Below are 17,413 nucleotides of genomic sequence, written 5' to 3'. Positions count from 1 at the left end.
CACGTAGTGAGCAGTACCGCGCTGGACAGTTTCCTCGACAAGTGGCGCAGCCGTTGGCCGGAATGGTCGGTGGCCGCCCCGTTCGTGGCCGAATCGCAACGCGAGCTTGCCGTGGCGTGGTTCGCGCTGCTGCAGGAGTTCGACGACATGCTCAATACCGGCGGCGATCCGCTGCCGGCCGATGCCAAGCTGGCATGGTGGGGCGAGGAGCTGCGCAGCTGGGCCGGGCATCGTTCGCGCCATCCACTGGGCCGTCTGCTGGAGCCGGTGCGTGCGCCGTGGGCGCAGTTGGCCGAGGCGCTGCCGGATCTGGTTGAAGCACGCACCGTCGCGCTGGACGCCGCCAGTGCCGAGCGTGCGCTGGCCAACTACGCTGAAGCCGTGGCTGCGGTCGAGGCGGCCTTGTTCGCGGACAAGCCGCGCACCGGTGCCGGTCGCGCGGTGCAGTTGCAGACCCTGGCCCAGCGCCTGCAGGATGCCGGCGTGGCCGCTGTACCGCGCAGCCTGCTGGATGGTGATGCCAGCACGGCTGCACAGCGCTGGGCGCAGCATCTGTTGAAGGGCTGGGACACGCGCGTGCCCGGCCCGCGCCCGCGCCGTGTGTGGTCCAGCCTGGCGCGCGCCCGCGTTGCCGCGCAGGCCGCAGGCAAGCCGATTGAAGCGACCCCGGTGCGCACCTTGTTGCGCGTGTGGTGGGCCGCGCGCGGTTGATCGATCGGCGCTGTTGACTGCTTCTGGTGGCTGCGGACCTTGGTCCGCACGCTCTGTGAGGTTGTGCCGACCAAGGTTGGCACCCACCAAAGCGCATTGCGCGCGTTACTTGCGTTCCAGCACCAGCAGCGGATCGATACGGGTATCGAACCAGTTCATGCCCCAATGCAGGTGCTGGCCGGTGGCGCGGCCGGTGGCACCGACCGCGGCGATCACCTGGCCCTGCTCGACGCGGTCACCGACCTTCACGTCGATGCGCGACAGGTGCAGGAAGTTGGAGCTGACCCCGAAACCGTGGTCGAGCAGCAGCGTACCGCCGGTCAGGTACAGGTCCGGCCCGGCGAAGGTGACGATGCCGGCGGCCGGTGCCTTCACCGGGGTGCCGGTCGGTACCGCGATGTCCATGCCGGAATGACCGGCACCGGGCTGCCCGTTGTACACGCGCGCATTGCCGAAGCGACCGCTGATGCGGCCCTGCACCGGCCAGATGAAGGTCTGGGTGAAGTCGGTGCGGTCGTCATCGCGGGCACGCGCGGCGGTCACCTGCGCCTGTTCGCGCTTGATCCGCTCGGCAATCGCCGGCGGCGGATTGACCGTCTTCGGCGGCACGCCGTTGACCCGCTCGGTGGGCCAGTCGCGCGGCGTCACCGCAATGGTCGCGGTCTCGCTGCCACCATCGGGGCGCTGCACCTGCACGCGCAATGGTCCCTTCTCGTCGCGGCCGATGCCGAACACCACGCTGCCGTAGCCGCTCACCCGCAGCTGGCGACCGGCGTACTGCACGCGGCTGCCGGCGGGAACCTTGCCGATCACCAGTGCGCCCTGCGACGCACTGGCCGGGAACACCACGCGGCTGTCGATCAGGCTGCCGATGGCATCCTGCGCGTGAGCCGACGGTACGCTGAGCAGGGGTGCCGCCAGCAGCAGCGCCCCGGTAAATAGAGCCGCGCGCATCAGCGGTCGTAGGTCATGCGCTGGCCGGCGGGCTCGCCCACCAGTTTGCTGCCGTCCCACACCAGCTGGCCGTTCACCCAGGTGGAGGCCACGCGCGAACGGAAGGTCGTGCCTTCGAACGGCGACCAGCCGCACTTGGACAGCACGTCCTCGCGCTTGACGGTGAACGGCACGTCTTCCACAAGCACCAGGTCGGCGAAGTAGCCTTCGCGCAGGAAGCCGCGTTCTTCCACGTCGAACAACTGTGCCGGCGCGTGGGCGAATTTCTGCACCACCTGTTCGCGGGTCAGCTTGCCTTCGTGCACGCGCTCCAGCGCGGCCACCAGCGCGTACTGCACCAGCGGCAGGCCCGACGGTGCCTGCGCGTACGGCTTCTGCTTCTCTTCCCAGGTGTGCGGCGCGTGGTCGGTGGCCAGCACGTCCAGCACGTCGTCGGCCAGCGCAGCGGTGATCGCCTCGCGGTCGGACACTTCCTTGATGGCCGGGTTGCACTTGATCAGGTTGCCCTTGGTCGCATAGTCCGGGCGCGCAAAGTGCAGGAAGTGCACGCAGGTCTCGGCGGTGATCTGCTTGCGGCTGCCGTCGGCGCGGATCAGCGGGCCCTTCTCGAACAGCGCCAGCTCGTCGGCGGTGGAGATGTGCAGCACATGCAGGCGAGTGCCGTGCTTGCGCGCCAGCGACATCGCCAGCCGGGTCGACTTGATGCAGGCCTCGCGCGAACGGATGTCCGGATGCATGTCAGGGGTCAGCGCATCGCCGTACTTTTCCTGGAAGGCCTTCAGGTTGGCATCGATCATCGGCGTGTCTTCGCAGTGCGTGATGATCGGGGTCGGGCATTCGCGGAAGATCGCATCCAGCGTTTCCGGGTTGTCCACCAGCATGTTGCCGGTCGAAGCACCCATGAACACCTTCACGCCCGGGGCCTTCTTCGGATCCAGGGCACGGATCGCGTCGAGGTTGTCATTGCTGGCGCCGTGGTAGAAGCCATAGTTGGCCCAGGCGCGGCCGCGCGCGAGCTCGTACTTGGCTTCCAGGATGGTCGAATCCAGCGTCGGCGGGTTGGTGTTGGGCATGTCCATGAAGCTGGTCAGGCCACCGGCCACGGCCGCGGCCGATTCGCTGGCGATGTCGCCCTTGTGGGTCAGGCCCGGTTCGCGGAAGTGCACCTGGTCATCGATCATGCCGGGCAGCAGCCAGCGTCCGGCCGCATCCACCACCTGCTCGCCGTCGCGCGGCGCCAGCCCGCTGCCGATCTGCGCGATGCGGCCGTTCTCGATGCGCAGGTCGCCGTCGAAGGTGCGGCCTTCGTTGACCATCCGGGCGTTGGTGATGAGGGTGGAGGACATGTCAGTGTTTTCCTGTGCAACGGCAAGAGGGGGCGTTGGGAGACTCGGGCACGGGGTCGAAGCCGCCGGGATGGAACGGGTGGCAGCGACCGAGCCGGCGTGCAGCCAGCCAGCTGCCGCGCAGCGGGCCGTGCCGCGAGATGGCTTCCATCGCGTATTCAGAACAGCTCGGCACGAAACGGCAGCGTGGCCCCAGCAAGGGGCTGATGAAGCGCTTGTAGAAGCGCAGCAAGGCAATGAGCAGGCGCGAGATCACCCAGTCATCTTATGCCAGTTGGCATGAAGGCCGCATTTGTGCAGGATGGGCCGTTGGTCGCATGTCGCCGATGGCCTGCGACCGGTACCAGCACCTGCGGGTGCTGGCCAGGTTCCGTACCGCGCAAGGCGGTCCGTGTTCGTCGGACTGCCTCCAAGGGCGCCTTGACTCCAGGACTGAATGGAGCAGGGTGCCGAGGTTGCTGCTGCGGGTCGGGTAGGCTATAAAGGCCCGCTTTCCCGGGCCCCGGGGAATCCAAGGAAGAGCGTTTCGTGGCTGCTAAAAAAACTGCAAAGAAGGCCGCAACGGCCGCCAAGAAAACCGCCAAGCCTGTTGTGAAGAAGTTGGCGGCAAAGCCCGTTGCCAGGAAATCGGCCAGCAAGCCGGCGACCAAGGCAGCGTCCTCGCAACCGGCGGCCAGGAAGGCCACCGCAAAGAAAACGCCGGTCAAGGCAACCAAGCCGGTGGCCAAGAAGGCTGCTGCGCCCGCCAAGGCCAAGCCTGCCGCTGCCAGCAAGAAGGCGCCGGTGGTGAAGAAGGCCGCCAGCAAGGCCGCGCCGGTGAAGAAGGCTGCCGCCAAGCCAGTGGCGAAGAAGGCAGCAACCAAGCCGGCGCCGAAGGCGGTGGTGAAGAAGGCTGCAGCCAAGCCGGTCGCCAAGCCCGCAGCAAAGAAGGTCGCTGCGGCCAAGCCGGTCGCCACGCCTGCCGCTGTAAAGAAGGTTGCCAAGAATGTTGCCGCGCCGGCCGTAAAGCCGACCCCGGCCCCAGTAGTGAAGTCCGCACCGAAGCCTGCTGCCAAGCCGGCTCCGGCCAAGCCTGTCCCGGCCAAGACCGTGGCAGTGGCAGCAGCCCAACCGGCCTCCAAGCCGGCCCCGGCCGCCGCTCCTGCCGCCTCGAAGGCCCCGCAATCCAAGAATCCCGTGCCCGTTTCGAAATCGCCTGCCAAAACCGCCGTGAAATCCGATTCCGCCCCGAAGACCGTGTCGCGCCCTGTCGGCAAGGTTGCCGTGGCCGTCGCCGCCCGCTCGGCGGCACCGGCCCCGCGCAGCAAGTACAAGGTGGTCGAGTACAAGACCGACGAGGCCACTGGCCGCCCGATCCTGCCGGTTGGCTACAAGCCGTCCTCGGAAGAGGAATACATGAGCCCGCTGCAGCAGGAGTACTTCCGCCAGCGCCTGCAGAACTGGCGCGCGGACCTGGTGGAAGAGTCCAAGCAGACCATCGAGAACCTGCGCGAGGAAGTGCGTGATATCGGCGACGAAGCCGAGCGTGCGACCCGCGAGACCGAGAACTCGCTGGAACTGCGTACCCGCGACCGCTATCGCAAGCTGATCGGCAAGATCGACAGCACCCTGAAGCGCCTGGAAGCGGGCGACTACGGTTACTGCGTCGACACCGGCGAGGAAATCGGCCTGGAGCGCCTGGAAGCGCGCCTCACTGCCGAACGCACCATCGACGCCCAGGAGCGTTGGGAGCACCTGCAGAAGCAGCAGGGCGACTGATTCCAGATCGTTGTCTGGTCATGCGAAAAACCCGGCCTTGGCCGGGTTTTTTGTTGGGGGATCGTTGGTAAGCGACCGTGGCTGGCACGGGCAGTTGTGGCCGTTGACTTGGGTCCGCCTTGTAGCGAGCCGAGCACCGCAGGGGAATCGGGGGCGAAGAGGCGCCGCTGTTTGAGCGCAGCGAGTTCGGCGCCGTCCCCTGATTCACCGAGGAGCGCAGGGCACCGGTGCGCAGCACCGGCTCGCGGATGGCGGCGCGTTTCTTTGGTTACTTTCTTTGCGCGCGCAAAGAAAGTGACAAACCCATTCATCGAGGGAAAGTGACGTGGCCAGTCAAACGCCCGGCGCCGCCGAACGCGCTCTCCGCAGGGTCACTGCAGATCACGCAAATTCAGTTTCCGCAGCGTCGGGTTCTTCCACGCGGTGATCCCGGCCACGCTCAGCACCGCAAACCCACCCAGCACCACTGCAGGCACCAGCCCCAGCAGACGCGCCATCGTGCCGGCATAGAACGCGCCCAGCTCGTTGGACGAACTGATGAAGATGCCGTTGATCGACGACACCCGTCCGCGCATTTCTTCCGGCGTGGCCAACTGCAGGATGGTCGAGCGGATCACCACCGAAACGCCATCGAAGGCCCCATAGAACAGCAGGATCAGCGCCGACAGCCAGAAGTGCTGCGACAGGCCGAAGCCGATCACGCACAGGCCGAACCCCGCCACCGCGAACAGCAACACGCGGCCGGCATTGCGGTGCAGCGGGTGGCGGGCCAGCCACAGGCCCACGCACACCGAACCGAGCGCCGGCATCGCGCGCAGGATGCCCAGGCCTTCGGGGCCGTGGTGCAGGATTTCGTGCAGGAAGGCCGGCAGCATCGCCACCACGCCGCCCAGCAGCACCGAGAACATGTCCAGCGCCATCGCGCCGACCATGATCCGGTTGCCGACCACGAATCGCGCGCCTTCGGCGATGCTCTTGAAGATCGGCGCGGCCGGACCGGTGTGCACCGGCTCCTCCACTTTCAGCGTGGCCAGGCAGGCCATCGCCACCAGCGCAAAGGCCGTAGCCACCGCGTAGGACAGGCCCTTGCCGCCGAAGCCGACCAGCACGCCGCCCAGCGCCGGGCCGGCCACCATGCCGGCCTGGAACACCACGGCACCCAGTCCGGCGCCACGCGCGAACTGGTCGCGGGCCAGCACGCGGGCGAACAGCGCGTTGTAGATGGGCGAAAGAAACGCACGGACCATGCCGGTGAGGGCGATGGCCGCATAGATGGGCCACACGCCCTCAAACGGCAGCCAACCCGTCGCAACGCCGGTCAGCACCAGCGCCGTGGCGATCAGCCCGGAACAGGCGACCATGCCCAGCCGACGGCGCGGCAGGTGGTCGACCAGATAGCCGGCGAACGGCGCCACGCAGAAGAACGGCAGCACCTCGGCCAGGCCGACCAGGCCCAGCGAGAACGGATTGCGGGTGACTTCGTAGATGTGCCAGCCGACGGTGACCGCCACCACCTGGTAGGACAGCATCGCGAAGATGCGGTAGGCCAGCAGCTTGGCGAAACCGGGCCGGGACAGCAGGCCCAGCGCGGTGTCTTCGGCTGTGGCAGGCTCGCTCACGACGGGTCGCGCTGCAGCTGGGCCTGCGCGGTCTCGCGGATGAAGGCCAGCATCGCCGCCACGCCGTTGCTGCGGGTGGGGGAGAGGTGACGGGCCAGGCCGATGTCCTGGATGTAGCTGGGCTCGGTGTCCAGGATTTCCTGTGCCGAGCGCCCGGAGTACACGCGCAGGGCCAGGAAGATCAGTCCGGAAACGATGGCCGAATCACTGATGGCATGGAAGCGCAGCGACTGCGCGTTGCCTTCCGGCACGATCCAGACCATCGACTGGCAGCCGAGCAGGCGGTGCTCTTCGGTCTTCCATTCGTCCGGGAAGGCGGGCAGCTTGCGGCCGAGGTCGATCAGGTACTGGTAGCGCTCGGACCAGTCGCCGAAGAAGCCGAATTCCTCGGCGATGGCGGTCTGGGCCTCGGCGGCGGTAGGTTCAAGCGGGAACGGGGAGTCGGTCACAACAGTCTCTGCAGTGGGGGCGTGGCCGGCGGGCCGGCCACGGGGCAGGGCAGGTCAGCCGCGCTTGCGCGACCAGCGCACGCCCTGCGGGGTGTCTTCCAGCACGATGCCTTCGGCGGCCAGCTGGTCGCGGATGGCATCGGAACGGGCGAAATCACGCGCTTTCTTGGCCGCAGCACGCTCGTCGATCAGGCCCTGGATGCGGGCATCGTCGCCGCCGTCGCCCGCAGCGGTACCGAACCACTGCGCCGGATCGGCCTGCAGCAGGCCCAGCGCCAGGCCGGCGCCGAGCAGCTCGCCCTTCAGCCGTGCCTGTTCGGCCGGGTCGGTGGCGCGGCGTGCATCGGCGGCGATGCGGGCCACTTCGGCCAGCGCCTGCGGGGTGTTCAGGTCGTCATCCAGGGTCGCCTCGACGCTGGCCGGGATCACCGCGCTGGCTTCGATCGACGCCAGCTCGCGCAGCGTGCCGTACAGGCGGTCCAGGGTGCGCACCGACTGCTCGATCAGGCCATCGGACCAGTCCAGCGGCTGCCGGTAATGGGCCGACAGCAGGGCCAGACGCAGCGCTTCCGGCGGATGCTGGCGCACCAGGTCGTGTACGCGCTCGATGTTGCCCAGCGACTTGCTCATCTTGGCGCCGCCGAAGTTGAGCATGCCGTTGTGCAGCCAGTAGCGGGCAAAGATCCTGCCGCCATGCGCGCATTCGCTCTGCGCGATCTCGTTCTCGTGGTGCGGGAACTGCAGGTCGACACCGCCGGCATGGATGTCGATGGTCTCGCCCAGATGGGCGGCCGCCATCGCCGAGCATTCGATGTGCCAGCCCGGGCGGCCGCGGCCCCAGGGCGATTCCCAGCCGGGCAGGTCGTCGCTGGACGGCTTCCACAGCACGAAATCGCCCGGATCACGCTTGTAGGGGGCGACATCGACGCGGGCGCCGGCCAGCATCTCTTCCGGATCGCGTCGCGAGAGCTTGCCGTAGCCGTCGAAGCTGGCCACCGCGAACAGCACATGGCCTTCGGCGGCATAGGCATGACCATTGGCGATCAGCTGCTCGATCATGGTGATGATCTGCGGCATGTGCGCAGTCACTTCCGGCTCGATGTCCGGCGGCACCACGCCCAGCGCGGCCATGTCTTCACGGTAGGCGGCGGCGAACCTGTCGGTGATGGTGCTGATCGGCACCCCCTGCTCGCGTGCAGCGGTGTTGATCTTGTCGTCCACGTCGGTGATGTTGCGCGCGTAGCGCAGGCCACCGAAACGCCGCCGCAGCAGATCGGCCAGCACCCCGAACACCACCGGGCCACGGGCGTTGCCGATGTGCACGTAGTTGTAGACCGTGGGGCCGCACACATACAGGGTCGGACAGGCCGGATCGAGCGGGGTGAACGGTTCGAGCTGGCGAGTCAGGTTGTTGTGCAGGCGCAGGGTCATGGGGCTGTGGCTGGGGGACAAGCCTGTGATTTTAGAACGTGTCGGCCCGCTTTGGGGCGCCGATTGCCACCGGTGGACGCCGGCTCCACCCAAGGTGGGGTGGGCAGGAGCGGCGTGGACGGGTAATGTTCAGCCCCTTGCGCTCGTCACTGCCTACACTATTGCCGTGTCCTTGCTCCCGTCGCCACTGAAATCCACCGCGTTGCTGACCCTGGCCTGCCTGTCGGCGACGGCCGCCGTGGCCCAGGCGCAGGAGGCCGAGCCGCGCAACCGGGTGGTGATCGTCGAGAACGTGAAGTTCGACTATGCGCAGGTGCTGAACGTCGAGCCGGTGTTCCAGACCCTGCGCGCGACCCGCACCGAGGAGCATTGCGAGCCGATCTCGACCCGCACCCTGGCCCCGGTCAACGTCACCGGTGAAGAGCCGGTCGAGGACAAGGGCCGGATCAGCCGCTTCTGGGACTCGGTGCGCTCGATGTTCAAGCGCAGCGATGAAGAGGTCTCCGAGGAGACCGCCGCCGAGACGCCTGCCCCGGCACCGGCCAACAACGGCCCGATGCTGACCCGCGACTGCCGCATCGTGCCGGTCGGGCGTGAATTCCGCCGGCCGATCGCCTATGACGTGGATTACGTCTACAAGGGCACCAAGTACCGGTCGCGCCTGCCGGAAGACCCCGGCAACCGGCTGAAGATCCGGGTTTCGATCACCCCCTGGGTCGGCCCCGAGCAGGGCGCCGCCGGTAATCCCTGATTCTGCGACCCCGGCCCCTTGCGTCGGCCCCGGCCGCATGCAAAGATTGGCGGCCATGAAGCTCACCGACTTCCAGCACGACAGCAGCGCAGCCCGACAGGCGTCGGGCATGACCTCGCGTGCGCGTCGACCGGAACCCCACATCCTCGCTGGGTAACCGGAGCTTTCTGCTGTTCGTCCGAAAAAAACCCAGCCCGCCGGCTGGGTTTTTTCGTTTCCGCGCTTCAAAAATGCATGTGCTGAAAGCTGCAACTGCAACCTTTTCGATCCACCTTTGCTTCCTGCTTTTCCCTTCCACCGCGTCGAACCCGGCGCCGCCACGCAAGGAAAGATGATGTCCCCCAAGCACTTCCTGAACACCCAGGACTGGAGCCGCAGCGATCTTGACGCGCTGCTGACCCAGGCCGCGCTGTTCAAGCGCAACAAGCTCGGCGACCAGCTCAAGGGCAAGTCGATCGCGCTGGTGTTCTTCAACCCCTCCATGCGCACCCGCACCAGCTTCGAACTGGGCGCGTTCCAGCTCGGCGCCCACGCGGTGGTGCTGCAGCCGGGCAAGGATGCGTGGCCGATCGAGTTCAACCTCGGCACGGTGATGGACGGCGATACCGAGGAGCACATTGCGGAAGTGGCCAAGGTGCTGGGGCGTTACTGCGACATCATCGCCGTGCGTGCGTTCCCCAAGTTCATCGACTGGGCCTACGACCGCCAGGACATCGTCCTCAACAGCTTCGCCAAGTATTCGCCGGTGCCGGTCATCAACATGGAGACCATCACCCACCCGTGCCAGGAGCTGGCCCACGTCATGGCCCTGCAGGAGCACTTCGGCACCCAGGACCTGCGTGGCAAGAAGTACGTGCTGACCTGGACCTACCACCCCAAGCCGCTGAACACCGCCGTGGCCAACTCGGCACTGACCATCGCCACCCGCATGGGCATGGACGTGACCCTGCTGTGCCCGACCGCCGACTACATCCTCGACGATCGCTACATGGGCTGGGCCGAGCAGAACGTGGCCGAGAGCGGCGGTTCGCTGAAGATCAGCCATGACATCGACAGCGCCTACGCCGGCGCCGACGTGGTCTACGCCAAGAGCTGGGGCGCGCTGCCGTTCTTCGGCAACTGGGAGCCGGAGAAGCCGATCCGCGACCAGTTCAAGCACTTCATCGTGGACGAGCGGAAGATGGCACTGACCAACAACGGTGTGTTCAGCCACTGCCTGCCGCTGCGCCGGAACGTGAAGGCCACCGACGCGGTGATGGATTCGCCGCAGTGCATCGCCATCAACGAAGCCGAGAACCGCCTGCACGTACAGAAGGCGATCATGGCGGCGGTTGCCGGGCGCTAGATCGAGCAAGGGGTAGCGCCGACCGTTGGTCGGCTGCTCCCGCAGCGGCGCATCCAACATTCCAGCCGACCAACGGTCGGCTCTACCGAATTCCCATCCCCCAAGTGGACCTGACTCCCATGAGCAACAAAGACGTCGTTCTCGCCTTCTCCGGCGGCCTGGATACCAGCTTCTGCGTGCCGTACCTGCAGGAGCGCGGCTACAACGTGCACACCGTGTTCGCCGACACCGGCGGCGTGGATGATGAAGAGCGCGATTTCATCGAGAAGCGCGCCGCCGAACTGGGCGTGACCAGCCACGTCACCGTCAACGGTGGCCCGGCCATCTGGGAAGGCTTCGTCAAGCCGTTCGTGTGGGCCGGCGAAGGCTACCAGGGCCAGTACCCGCTGCTGGTCTCGGACCGCTACCTGATCGTCGATGCCGCGCTGAAGCGTGCCGCCGAACTGGGCACCAACATCATCGCCCACGGCTGCACCGGCATGGGCAACGACCAGGTCCGCTTCGACCTGGCCGTGAAGGCGCTGGGTGACTACCAGATCATCGCGCCGATCCGCGAGATCCAGAAGGAACACACCCAGACCCGCGCCTACGAGCAGAAGTACCTGGAAGAGCGCGGCTTCGGCGTGCGCGCCAAGCAGCAGGCCTACACCATCAACGAGAACCTGCTGGGCCTGACCATGTCCGGCGGCGAGATCGACCGTTGGGAAGCCCCGGGCGAGGGCGCTCGTGGCTGGTGCGCACCGCGCAGCGAGTGGCCGGAGCAGGCGCTGACCGTCACCCTGAAGTTCGTTGAAGGCGAAGCCGTTGAACTGAACGGCAAGGCGCTGCCGGGCGACCAGATCCTGGCCCAGCTCAACAAGCTGTTCGCCCCGTATGGTGTCGGTCGCGGCGTGTACACCGGCGACACCGTGATCGGCCTGAAGGGCCGCATCGTGTTCGAGGCCCCGGGCCTGGTCTCGCTGCTGGCCGCACACCGCGCGCTGGAAGATGCGGTGCTGACCAAGCAGCAGAACCGCTTCAAGCCGGACGTGGCGCGCAAGTGGGTGGAGCTGGTGTACGAAGGCTTCTACCACGACCCGCTGAAGACCGACATCGAAGCCTTCCTGAAGTCCTCGCAGGCCAAGGTCAACGGCGAAGTGGTGCTGGAAACCCGCGGTGGCCGCGTCGATGCAGTGGCGGTGAAGTCGCCGCACCTGCTCAACACCAAGGGCGCCACCTACGCGCAGTCGGCCGACTGGGGCGTGGAAGAGGCCGAAGGCTTCATCAAGCTGTTCGGGATGAGCTCCACTGTCTATGCGCAGGTCAATCGTGGTTGACCTGTGACGGGGTGCCGGCCGCTGGCCGGCGCCTCGCAACGTCGATGGAGGGTAGTGCCGGCCGCTGGCCGGCTCGTGGCACGGCTGGATCATTGCGGAGCCGGCCAGCGGCCGGCACTACCGATTTCGAACCCTACGGATATTCAGACACATGCTTGAACAGACGCTCGATCACCTGCAGGCCCTGGTGTCTTTCGACACCCGCAACCCGCCGCGTGCGATCACCACCGGTGGCATCTTCGATTACCTGCGCGCGAACCTGCCCGGCTTCAACGTCGAGGTGATCGACCATGGCGCGGGCGCGGTCAGCCTATACGCCGTGCGTGGTACGCCGAAGTACCTGTTCAACGTGCACCTGGATACGGTGCCGGACTCGCCGCACTGGAGTGCCGACCCGCATGTGATGCGGCGCCTGGACGACCGCGTGGTCGGCCTGGGCGTGTGTGACATCAAGGGCGCGGCCGCTGCACTGGTGGCTGCGGCCAATGCCAGCGATGGTGATGCCGCGTTCCTGTTCTCCAGCGATGAAGAAGCCAACGATCCGCGCTGCATCGCCGCGTTCCTGGCCCGTGGCCTGCCGTACGAAGCGGTGCTGGTGGCCGAGCCGACCATGAGCGAAGCGGTGCTGGCGCATCGCGGCATCAGCTCGGTGCTGATGCAGTTCACCGGTCGTGCAGGGCACGCCTCGGGCAAGCAGGATGCGGCTGCCAGCGCGCTGCACCAGGCGATGCGCTGGGGCAACCGCGCGCTGGACCATGTGGAATCGCTGGCATCGGCGCGCTTCGGTGGGCTGACGGGCCTGCGCTTCAACATCGGCCGCGTCGAAGGCGGGATCAAGGCCAACATGATCGCGCCCGCTGCCGAAGTGCGCTTCGGCTTCCGTCCGCTGCCGTCGATGAACATCGACGCGTTGCTGGCCACCTTCGCCGGTTTCGCCGAGCCGGAAGCGGCGGTATTCACCGAAACCTTCCGTGGCCCCAGCCTGCCGGCCGGCGACATCGCCGAAGCCGAGAACCGCCGCCTGCTGGCACGTGACGTGGCCGATGCGCTGGAACTGCCGATCGGCAACGCGGTGGACTTCTGGACCGAGGCCTCGCTGTTCTCGGCCGGTGGTTACACCACGCTGGTGTTCGGCCCGGGTGACATCGCCCAGGCCCACACCGCCGATGAGTTCGTGACGCTGGAGCAGTTGCAGCGCTACACCGACGCCGTGCACCGCATCATCGCCGCCGGCGCCTGATTCTTCCCTTTCCGACGAAACCGAAATGTCTCCTGCCCTCCAGCCCCATCGCCAGACCCGCCAGACCATCGTGCGCCTGCTTTCCAGCATGGCCAGCGCGAAGGAGATCAGCCAGTACCTCAAGCGCTTCTCGCAGCTGGATGCCAAGCGCTTCGCCGTGGTCAAGGTCGGCGGCGCGGTGCTGCGCGACGACCTCGACGCGCTGACCTCTTCGCTGTCGTTCCTGCAGGAAGTCGGGCTGACCCCGATCGTGCTGCACGGCGCCGGCCCGCAGCTGGATGCCGAACTGTCGGCCGCCGGCATCGAGAAGCAGACCGTGAACGGCCTGCGCGTGACCTCGCCGGAAGCGCTGGCGATCGTGCGCCGGGTGTTCCAGCAGTCCAACCTGCGGCTGGTCGAGGCGCTGCAGCAGAACGGCGCGCGCGCCACCTCGATCACCGGCGGCGTGTTCGAAGCCGAGTACCTGGATGTGGATACCTACGGCCTGGTCGGCGAGGTGAAGAAGGTCAACCTGGCACCGATCGAGGCCAGCCTGCGCGCCGGCTCGATCCCGGTCATCACCAGCCTGGGCGAGACCGCCGGCGGCCAGATCCTCAACGTCAACGCCGACTTCGCCGCCAACGAGCTGGTACAGGAACTGCAGCCGTACAAGATCATCTTCCTGACCGGCACGGGCGGCCTGCTGGACGAGGCGGGCAACGTGATCGATTCGATCAACCTGTCCACCGAGTACGACCACCTGATCGCGCAGCCGTGGATCCACGGCGGCATGAAGGTGAAGATCGAACAGATCAAGGATCTGCTCGACCGCCTGCCGCTGGAATCGTCGGTGTCGATCACGCGCCCGGCCGACCTGGCCAAGGAACTGTTCACCCACAAGGGTTCGGGCACGCTGGTGCGCAAGGGTGAAAAGGTGCTGCGCGCCACCGCCTGGAACGAACTGGACCTGCCGCGCCTGAAGGGCCTGATCGAATCCAGCTTCGGCCGCGCGCTGGTGCCGGACTATTTCGAGAAGACCAAGCTGTTGCGTGCCTACGTCAGCGAGAACTACCGCACCGCGGTCATCCTCACCGACGAGGCAGAGGGCGTGTACCTGGACAAGTTCGCCGTGCTCGACGACGCGCAGGGCGAGGGCCTGGGCCGTGCGGTCTGGAACGTGATGCTGGAGGAGACGCCGCAGCTGTTCTGGCGCTCGCGCCATGGCAACCCGATCAATCACTTCTACTACGCCGAATCCGACGGCTGCTACAAGCAGGACCACTGGAAGGTATTCTGGTTCGGTGCCGATGGCATCGACCGGATCAAGACCTATGTCGATCATTGCGCGCAGCGCACCCCGAGCCTGCAGGGCTGAGCAATGAGCAACCTCGATGCCTGGAACACGGTTCCCACCCTGCGCGGCCAGCACGTAACCCTGCAGCCGCTGCAGATGGAACACGTGCCCGGCCTGCGCGATGCGCTTGAAGGCAGCGGCCTGGACCAGCTCTGGTACACCCAGGTGCCGTCGCCGGAACAGGCCGAGACCTATGTGCGGGCCGCGCTGCAGGCGCAGAGCGAAGGCAAGGTGCTGCCGTTCGTGATCCGTGATGCGGCTGGCGGAATCGTTGGCAGTACCCGTTTCTATGACATGGATGCCGGTGTGCCGAAACTCAGCCTCGGCTACACCTGGTATGCGCCGCGCGTGCAGCGCACCGGTGCCAACACCGAAGCCAAGCTGTTGCTGCTGCAGCACGCCTTCGAAACGCTGGGCTGCATCAGCGTGGTGCTGGAAACCAGCTGGTTCAACGCCACCTCGCGCACTGCCATCGCCCGCCTCGGCGCCAAGCAGGATGGCGTGCTGCGCAACCACAAGCGGCATGCCGACGGCACGCCGCGCGACACCGTCATCTTCTCCATCATCGACGCGGAATGGCAGGGCGTGAAGCGCCACCTGCAGTACCGCCTGGACAGCCACGCATGAACGATTCGACCTTTACCCTTGGCATCGTCGGTGCCCGCGGCCATACCGGCGCCGAGCTGATCAAGCTGGTGGCCGCCCATCCGCGGCTGGAACTGGCTTTCGTCTCCTCGCGCGAGCGCGCCGGGCAGCGCCTGTCCGACCATCACCCGGAATTCCAGGGCGATCTGCAGTACGAGAACCTGGACGCCGACGCGGTGGCGGCCAAGGGTGTGGACGCAGTGATCCTGGCCCTGCCCAATGGCCTGGCCGCACCGTTCGTGGCTGCGCTGGAAGCGGCGAAGCCGGACACCGTCATCGTCGATCTCTCGGCCGACCATCGCTTCGACAACAGCTGGTACTACGGCCTGCCGGAGCTGACCCGCGGCCGCTACAACGGCCAGAAGCACATCAGCAACCCGGGCTGCTATGCCACGGCGATGCAGCTGGCGGTGCATCCGCTGCTGGACCTGCTGGCCGGTCCGCCGCAGTGCTTCGGTGTCTCCGGCTACTCCGGCGCCGGTACCACGCCGTCGGACAAGAACAACGTCGAACTGCTGGCCGACAACCTGATGCCCTACGCGCTGACCAACCACGTGCACGAGCGGGAGGTGTCGGTGCAGCTGGGCGTGGCTGTTGAATTCATGCCACATGTCGCGCCGCATTTCCGGGGCATCACGCTTACCGCCAACCTGTGGCTGAACCGCGTGCAGACCCGCGAACAGATCGTCGAGCGCTTCCAGCAGGCCTATGCCGGCGAACCCCTGATCGACGTGGTGGATGAAGCGCCGTGGGTCAGTCGCATCGCCGGCCGCCACGGTGCCCAGGTCGGTGGCTTCACCCTGGCCCCGGGCGGCAAGCGGGTCGTCGTGGTGGCGACCCTGGACAACCTGCTCAAGGGCGCGGCCACCCAGGCCATGCAGAACCTCAACCTCGCGCTGGGCATCGACGAACTGATGTCCATCCCGCACTGAACACGCCTTCCGGAGCCCCCATGGCAGACCTTCTTTGGCAGAAGCCCGGCGTCGCTGTCGACGCCCAGATCCAGACCTTCCTCGCCGGCGACGACGTGATCCTCGACCGCGAGTTCTTCCTGCATGACATCGCCGCCAGCGCCGCACATGCACAAGGCCTGCAGCACATCGGCATCCTCAGTGCCGACGAGCTGGACGGCCTGCTGCGCGAACTGGAGGTGCTGGCGCAGGACTTCCGCGAAGGCCGCTTCGTGCTCGATACCCAGTATGAGGATGGCCACTCGGCGATCGAAGCCCGCCTGACCGAACGCCTCGGCGATGCCGGCCGCAAGATCCACACCGGCCGCAGCCGCAACGACCAGATCCTGGTCGCCACCCGCCTGTGGCTGAAGGAGAAGCTGCAGCGCGTGGCACAGCTCAGCGCCGAAGTGGCCAAGGTCGCGCTGGACCGCGCACAGGCCGAGAAGGACCTGCCGATTCCCGGCTACACCCACATCCAGCGCGCCGTAGTGTCCTCGGCCGGCATGTGGTGGGCGGGCTGGGCCGAGGCCTTCATCGACAATGCCATCCGCGCGCGTGACACCCATGCGCTGGTCGATGCCAATCCGCTCGGCACGGCTGCCGGCTACGGCGTGAACCTGCCGCTGGACCGCGAACACACCACGGCCGCGCTCGGTTTCGCGCGCATGCAGATCTCGCCGATCTACGCACAGCTGTCGCGCGGCAAGTTCGAGCTGGCCGCGCTGGAAGCGCTCGGTGGTGCCACGCTGGACCTGCGCCGCATCGCCTGGGACCTGTCGCTGTTCACCAGCGCCGAGTTCGGCTTCGTCGCGCTGCCGGCGCAGTACACCACCGGCAGTTCGATCATGCCCAACAAGCGCAACCCGGACGTGATCGAGCTGATGCGTGCGACCCACGCCAGCGTCGCCGCAGCGCGCACCGAGATCGAGCAGCTGCTGTCGCTGCCGTCGGGCTACCACCGCGACCTGCAGTCGTCCAAGGGTGCCATCTTCCACGGCTTCGGCCGTGGCCTGGCCGCGCTGGAGCTGCTGCCGGCGCTGCTGGCCAACCTGGAATGGCGTGACGACAAGCTGCGTGCGGCCATCGATTCGGGCATGTATGCCACCGACGTGGCGGTGGAAGCGGCCGTGGCCGGCGTGCCGTTCCGTGAGGCCTACAAGGCCGCTGCGGCCGGTGCCGACAGTGCAGGGCAGGGGCGTACCCCGGAAGGCAGCCTCGCCGCGCGCGTGTCGCCGGGTTCGGCCGCCGACCTGCGCCTGGACGAACTGCGCGCGCGCTGGCAGGCGCTGTCCTGATGGCGGGCACTGTCTACCTGGTGATGGCGATGCGCCGGCCGGACTTCAACGATGCAGCGGTGCAGCCGCACCGCGATTTCCTCGATGCGTTGCAGGCGCAGGGCAAGCTGCAGCTGACCGGTGGTTTCGCCGACGGCAGTGGTGGCGCCTATGTGCTGTGCAACGTGGACAGCCTGGCGCAGGCGCAGGCCATCGTCGCCACCGATCCGCTGGTGACGATGCAGGCCTCCGAGCTGACCGTGCACGAATGGAACACCCGCTGAGACA

Annotated in this window: 17 protein-coding genes; 11 read left to right on the top strand and 6 right to left on the bottom strand. The window is 67.0% G+C overall.

Annotation, left to right across the window (positions count from 1 at the left end; translation table 11 throughout):
• The first annotated feature begins 6 nt into the window (after positions 1–6).
• Positions 7–711 (top strand): isoprenoid biosynthesis enzyme family protein, encoded by a 705-nt coding sequence (locus tag AC5P67_RS04160; RefSeq protein WP_088428717.1) that lies wholly within the window; start codon positions 7–9, stop codon positions 709–711.
• Between the two features lie 105 nt (positions 712–816).
• Here AC5P67_RS04160 and AC5P67_RS04155 read toward each other — a convergent pair whose 3' ends face one another.
• The 3 genes from AC5P67_RS04155 to yidD are packed head-to-tail and all read right to left on the bottom strand — an operon-like array spanning position 817 to position 3,267.
• Positions 817–1,665: a M23 family metallopeptidase gene (locus AC5P67_RS04155; protein ID WP_495214320.1), complete on the bottom strand. Its 849-nt coding sequence runs from the start codon at positions 1,663–1,665 to the stop codon at positions 817–819.
• Positions 1,665–3,011, bottom strand: a complete 1,347-nt coding sequence (locus AC5P67_RS04150) for a dihydroorotase (RefSeq protein WP_012480835.1) — start codon at positions 3,009–3,011, stop codon at positions 1,665–1,667. The genes AC5P67_RS04155 and AC5P67_RS04150 overlap by 1 nt, the downstream gene beginning before the upstream one ends.
• A 1-nt stretch (position 3,012) precedes the next feature.
• On the bottom strand, positions 3,013–3,267 hold the full coding sequence (gene yidD / locus AC5P67_RS04145) for a membrane protein insertion efficiency factor YidD (RefSeq protein ID WP_005414016.1): 255 nt from the start codon (positions 3,265–3,267) through the stop codon (positions 3,013–3,015).
• 272 nt (positions 3,268–3,539) lie between these two features.
• On the opposite strand from yidD, the gene dksA reads away from it, so the two are divergent.
• Complete coding sequence (gene dksA, locus AC5P67_RS04140) at positions 3,540–4,769, top strand: RNA polymerase-binding protein DksA (protein WP_495214318.1); 1,230 nt, start codon at positions 3,540–3,542, stop codon at positions 4,767–4,769.
• Between the two features lie 371 nt (positions 4,770–5,140).
• Here dksA and AC5P67_RS04135 read toward each other — a convergent pair whose 3' ends face one another.
• The 3 genes from AC5P67_RS04135 to cysS are packed head-to-tail and all read right to left on the bottom strand — an operon-like array spanning position 5,141 to position 8,268.
• Entirely contained in the window at positions 5,141–6,388 is a 1,248-nt protein-coding gene (locus AC5P67_RS04135) for an MFS transporter (RefSeq protein WP_005414014.1), read from the bottom strand.
• A complete protein-coding gene (locus AC5P67_RS04130) occupies positions 6,385–6,837 on the bottom strand; it encodes a SufE family protein (RefSeq protein WP_005410372.1) in 453 nt (150 codons plus the stop codon). The genes AC5P67_RS04135 and AC5P67_RS04130 overlap by 4 nt, the downstream gene beginning before the upstream one ends.
• A gap of 54 nt (positions 6,838–6,891) precedes the next feature.
• Entirely contained in the window at positions 6,892–8,268 is a 1,377-nt protein-coding gene (gene cysS / locus AC5P67_RS04125) for a cysteine--tRNA ligase (protein WP_005414013.1), read from the bottom strand.
• Positions 8,269–8,455: 187 nt separating this feature from the next.
• Here cysS and AC5P67_RS04120 point away from each other — a divergent pair, with 187 nt between their 5' ends.
• From AC5P67_RS04120 to AC5P67_RS04080, 9 genes are all read left to right on the top strand, one after another.
• The gene (locus AC5P67_RS04120) at positions 8,456–9,019 is read left to right on the top strand and encodes a glycine zipper 2TM domain-containing protein (RefSeq protein WP_024958440.1); all 564 of its coding nucleotides are present in this window, start codon (positions 8,456–8,458) and stop codon (positions 9,017–9,019) included.
• A 334-nt stretch (positions 9,020–9,353) separates the two neighbouring features.
• Positions 9,354–10,364, top strand: coding sequence for an N-acetylornithine carbamoyltransferase (locus AC5P67_RS04115; RefSeq protein WP_005410369.1), 1,011 nt, complete (start codon positions 9,354–9,356; stop codon positions 10,362–10,364).
• Positions 10,365–10,483: 119 nt separating this feature from the next.
• A complete protein-coding gene (locus AC5P67_RS04110) occupies positions 10,484–11,680 on the top strand; it encodes an argininosuccinate synthase (protein ID WP_005410368.1) in 1,197 nt (398 codons plus the stop codon).
• Positions 11,681–11,831: 151 nt separating this feature from the next.
• Positions 11,832–12,920: an acetylornithine deacetylase gene (locus AC5P67_RS04105; protein ID WP_076739307.1), complete on the top strand. Its 1,089-nt coding sequence runs from the start codon at positions 11,832–11,834 to the stop codon at positions 12,918–12,920.
• A 25-nt stretch (positions 12,921–12,945) separates the two neighbouring features.
• Entirely contained in the window at positions 12,946–14,274 is a 1,329-nt protein-coding gene (locus tag AC5P67_RS04100) for an acetylglutamate kinase (RefSeq protein ID WP_005410366.1), read from the top strand.
• Between the two features lie 3 nt (positions 14,275–14,277).
• A complete protein-coding gene (locus AC5P67_RS04095) occupies positions 14,278–14,880 on the top strand; it encodes a GNAT family N-acetyltransferase (RefSeq protein ID WP_049418141.1) in 603 nt (200 codons plus the stop codon).
• Positions 14,877–15,830: an N-acetyl-gamma-glutamyl-phosphate reductase gene (gene argC, locus AC5P67_RS04090; protein ID WP_088430021.1), complete on the top strand. Its 954-nt coding sequence runs from the start codon at positions 14,877–14,879 to the stop codon at positions 15,828–15,830. Before AC5P67_RS04095 ends, argC begins: the two co-directional genes overlap by 4 nt.
• 20 nt (positions 15,831–15,850) lie before the next feature.
• Entirely contained in the window at positions 15,851–17,146 is a 1,296-nt protein-coding gene (argH, locus tag AC5P67_RS04085; protein WP_005414004.1) for an argininosuccinate lyase, read from the top strand.
• Positions 17,146–17,409: a YciI family protein gene (locus AC5P67_RS04080; RefSeq protein WP_005414003.1), complete on the top strand. Its 264-nt coding sequence runs from the start codon at positions 17,146–17,148 to the stop codon at positions 17,407–17,409. The genes argH and AC5P67_RS04080 overlap by 1 nt, the downstream gene beginning before the upstream one ends.
• The last annotated feature ends 4 nt before the right edge of the window (positions 17,410–17,413 follow it).

It is taken from the genome of Stenotrophomonas sp. YJH_SMC_21 (assembly GCF_059369555.1).
This window is presented reverse-complemented; position numbering and strand designations above follow the sequence as displayed.

Excerpts from the sequence above, each read along its gene's own strand:
- argC (WP_088430021.1), top strand. The coding sequence starts at position 14,877 with ATGAACGATTCGACCTTTACCCTTGGCATCGTCGGTGCCCGCGGCCAT.
- AC5P67_RS04100 (WP_005410366.1), top strand. The coding sequence starts at position 12,946 with ATGTCTCCTGCCCTCCAGCCCCATCGCCAGACCCGCCAGACCATCGTG.
- AC5P67_RS04095 (WP_049418141.1), top strand. The coding sequence starts at position 14,278 with ATGAGCAACCTCGATGCCTGGAACACGGTTCCCACCCTGCGCGGCCAG.
- AC5P67_RS04115 (WP_005410369.1), top strand. The coding sequence starts at position 9,354 with ATGTCCCCCAAGCACTTCCTGAACACCCAGGACTGGAGCCGCAGCGAT.
- AC5P67_RS04150 (WP_012480835.1), bottom strand. The coding sequence starts at position 3,011 with ATGTCCTCCACCCTCATCACCAACGCCCGGATGGTCAACGAAGGCCGC.
- AC5P67_RS04155 (WP_495214320.1), bottom strand. The coding sequence starts at position 1,665 with ATGCGCGCGGCTCTATTTACCGGGGCGCTGCTGCTGGCGGCACCCCTG.
- AC5P67_RS04105 (WP_076739307.1), top strand. The coding sequence starts at position 11,832 with ATGCTTGAACAGACGCTCGATCACCTGCAGGCCCTGGTGTCTTTCGAC.
- AC5P67_RS04080 (WP_005414003.1), top strand. The coding sequence starts at position 17,146 with ATGGCGGGCACTGTCTACCTGGTGATGGCGATGCGCCGGCCGGACTTC.
- AC5P67_RS04110 (WP_005410368.1), top strand. The coding sequence starts at position 10,484 with ATGAGCAACAAAGACGTCGTTCTCGCCTTCTCCGGCGGCCTGGATACC.
- argH (WP_005414004.1), top strand. The coding sequence starts at position 15,851 with ATGGCAGACCTTCTTTGGCAGAAGCCCGGCGTCGCTGTCGACGCCCAG.
- cysS (WP_005414013.1), bottom strand. The coding sequence starts at position 8,268 with ATGACCCTGCGCCTGCACAACAACCTGACTCGCCAGCTCGAACCGTTC.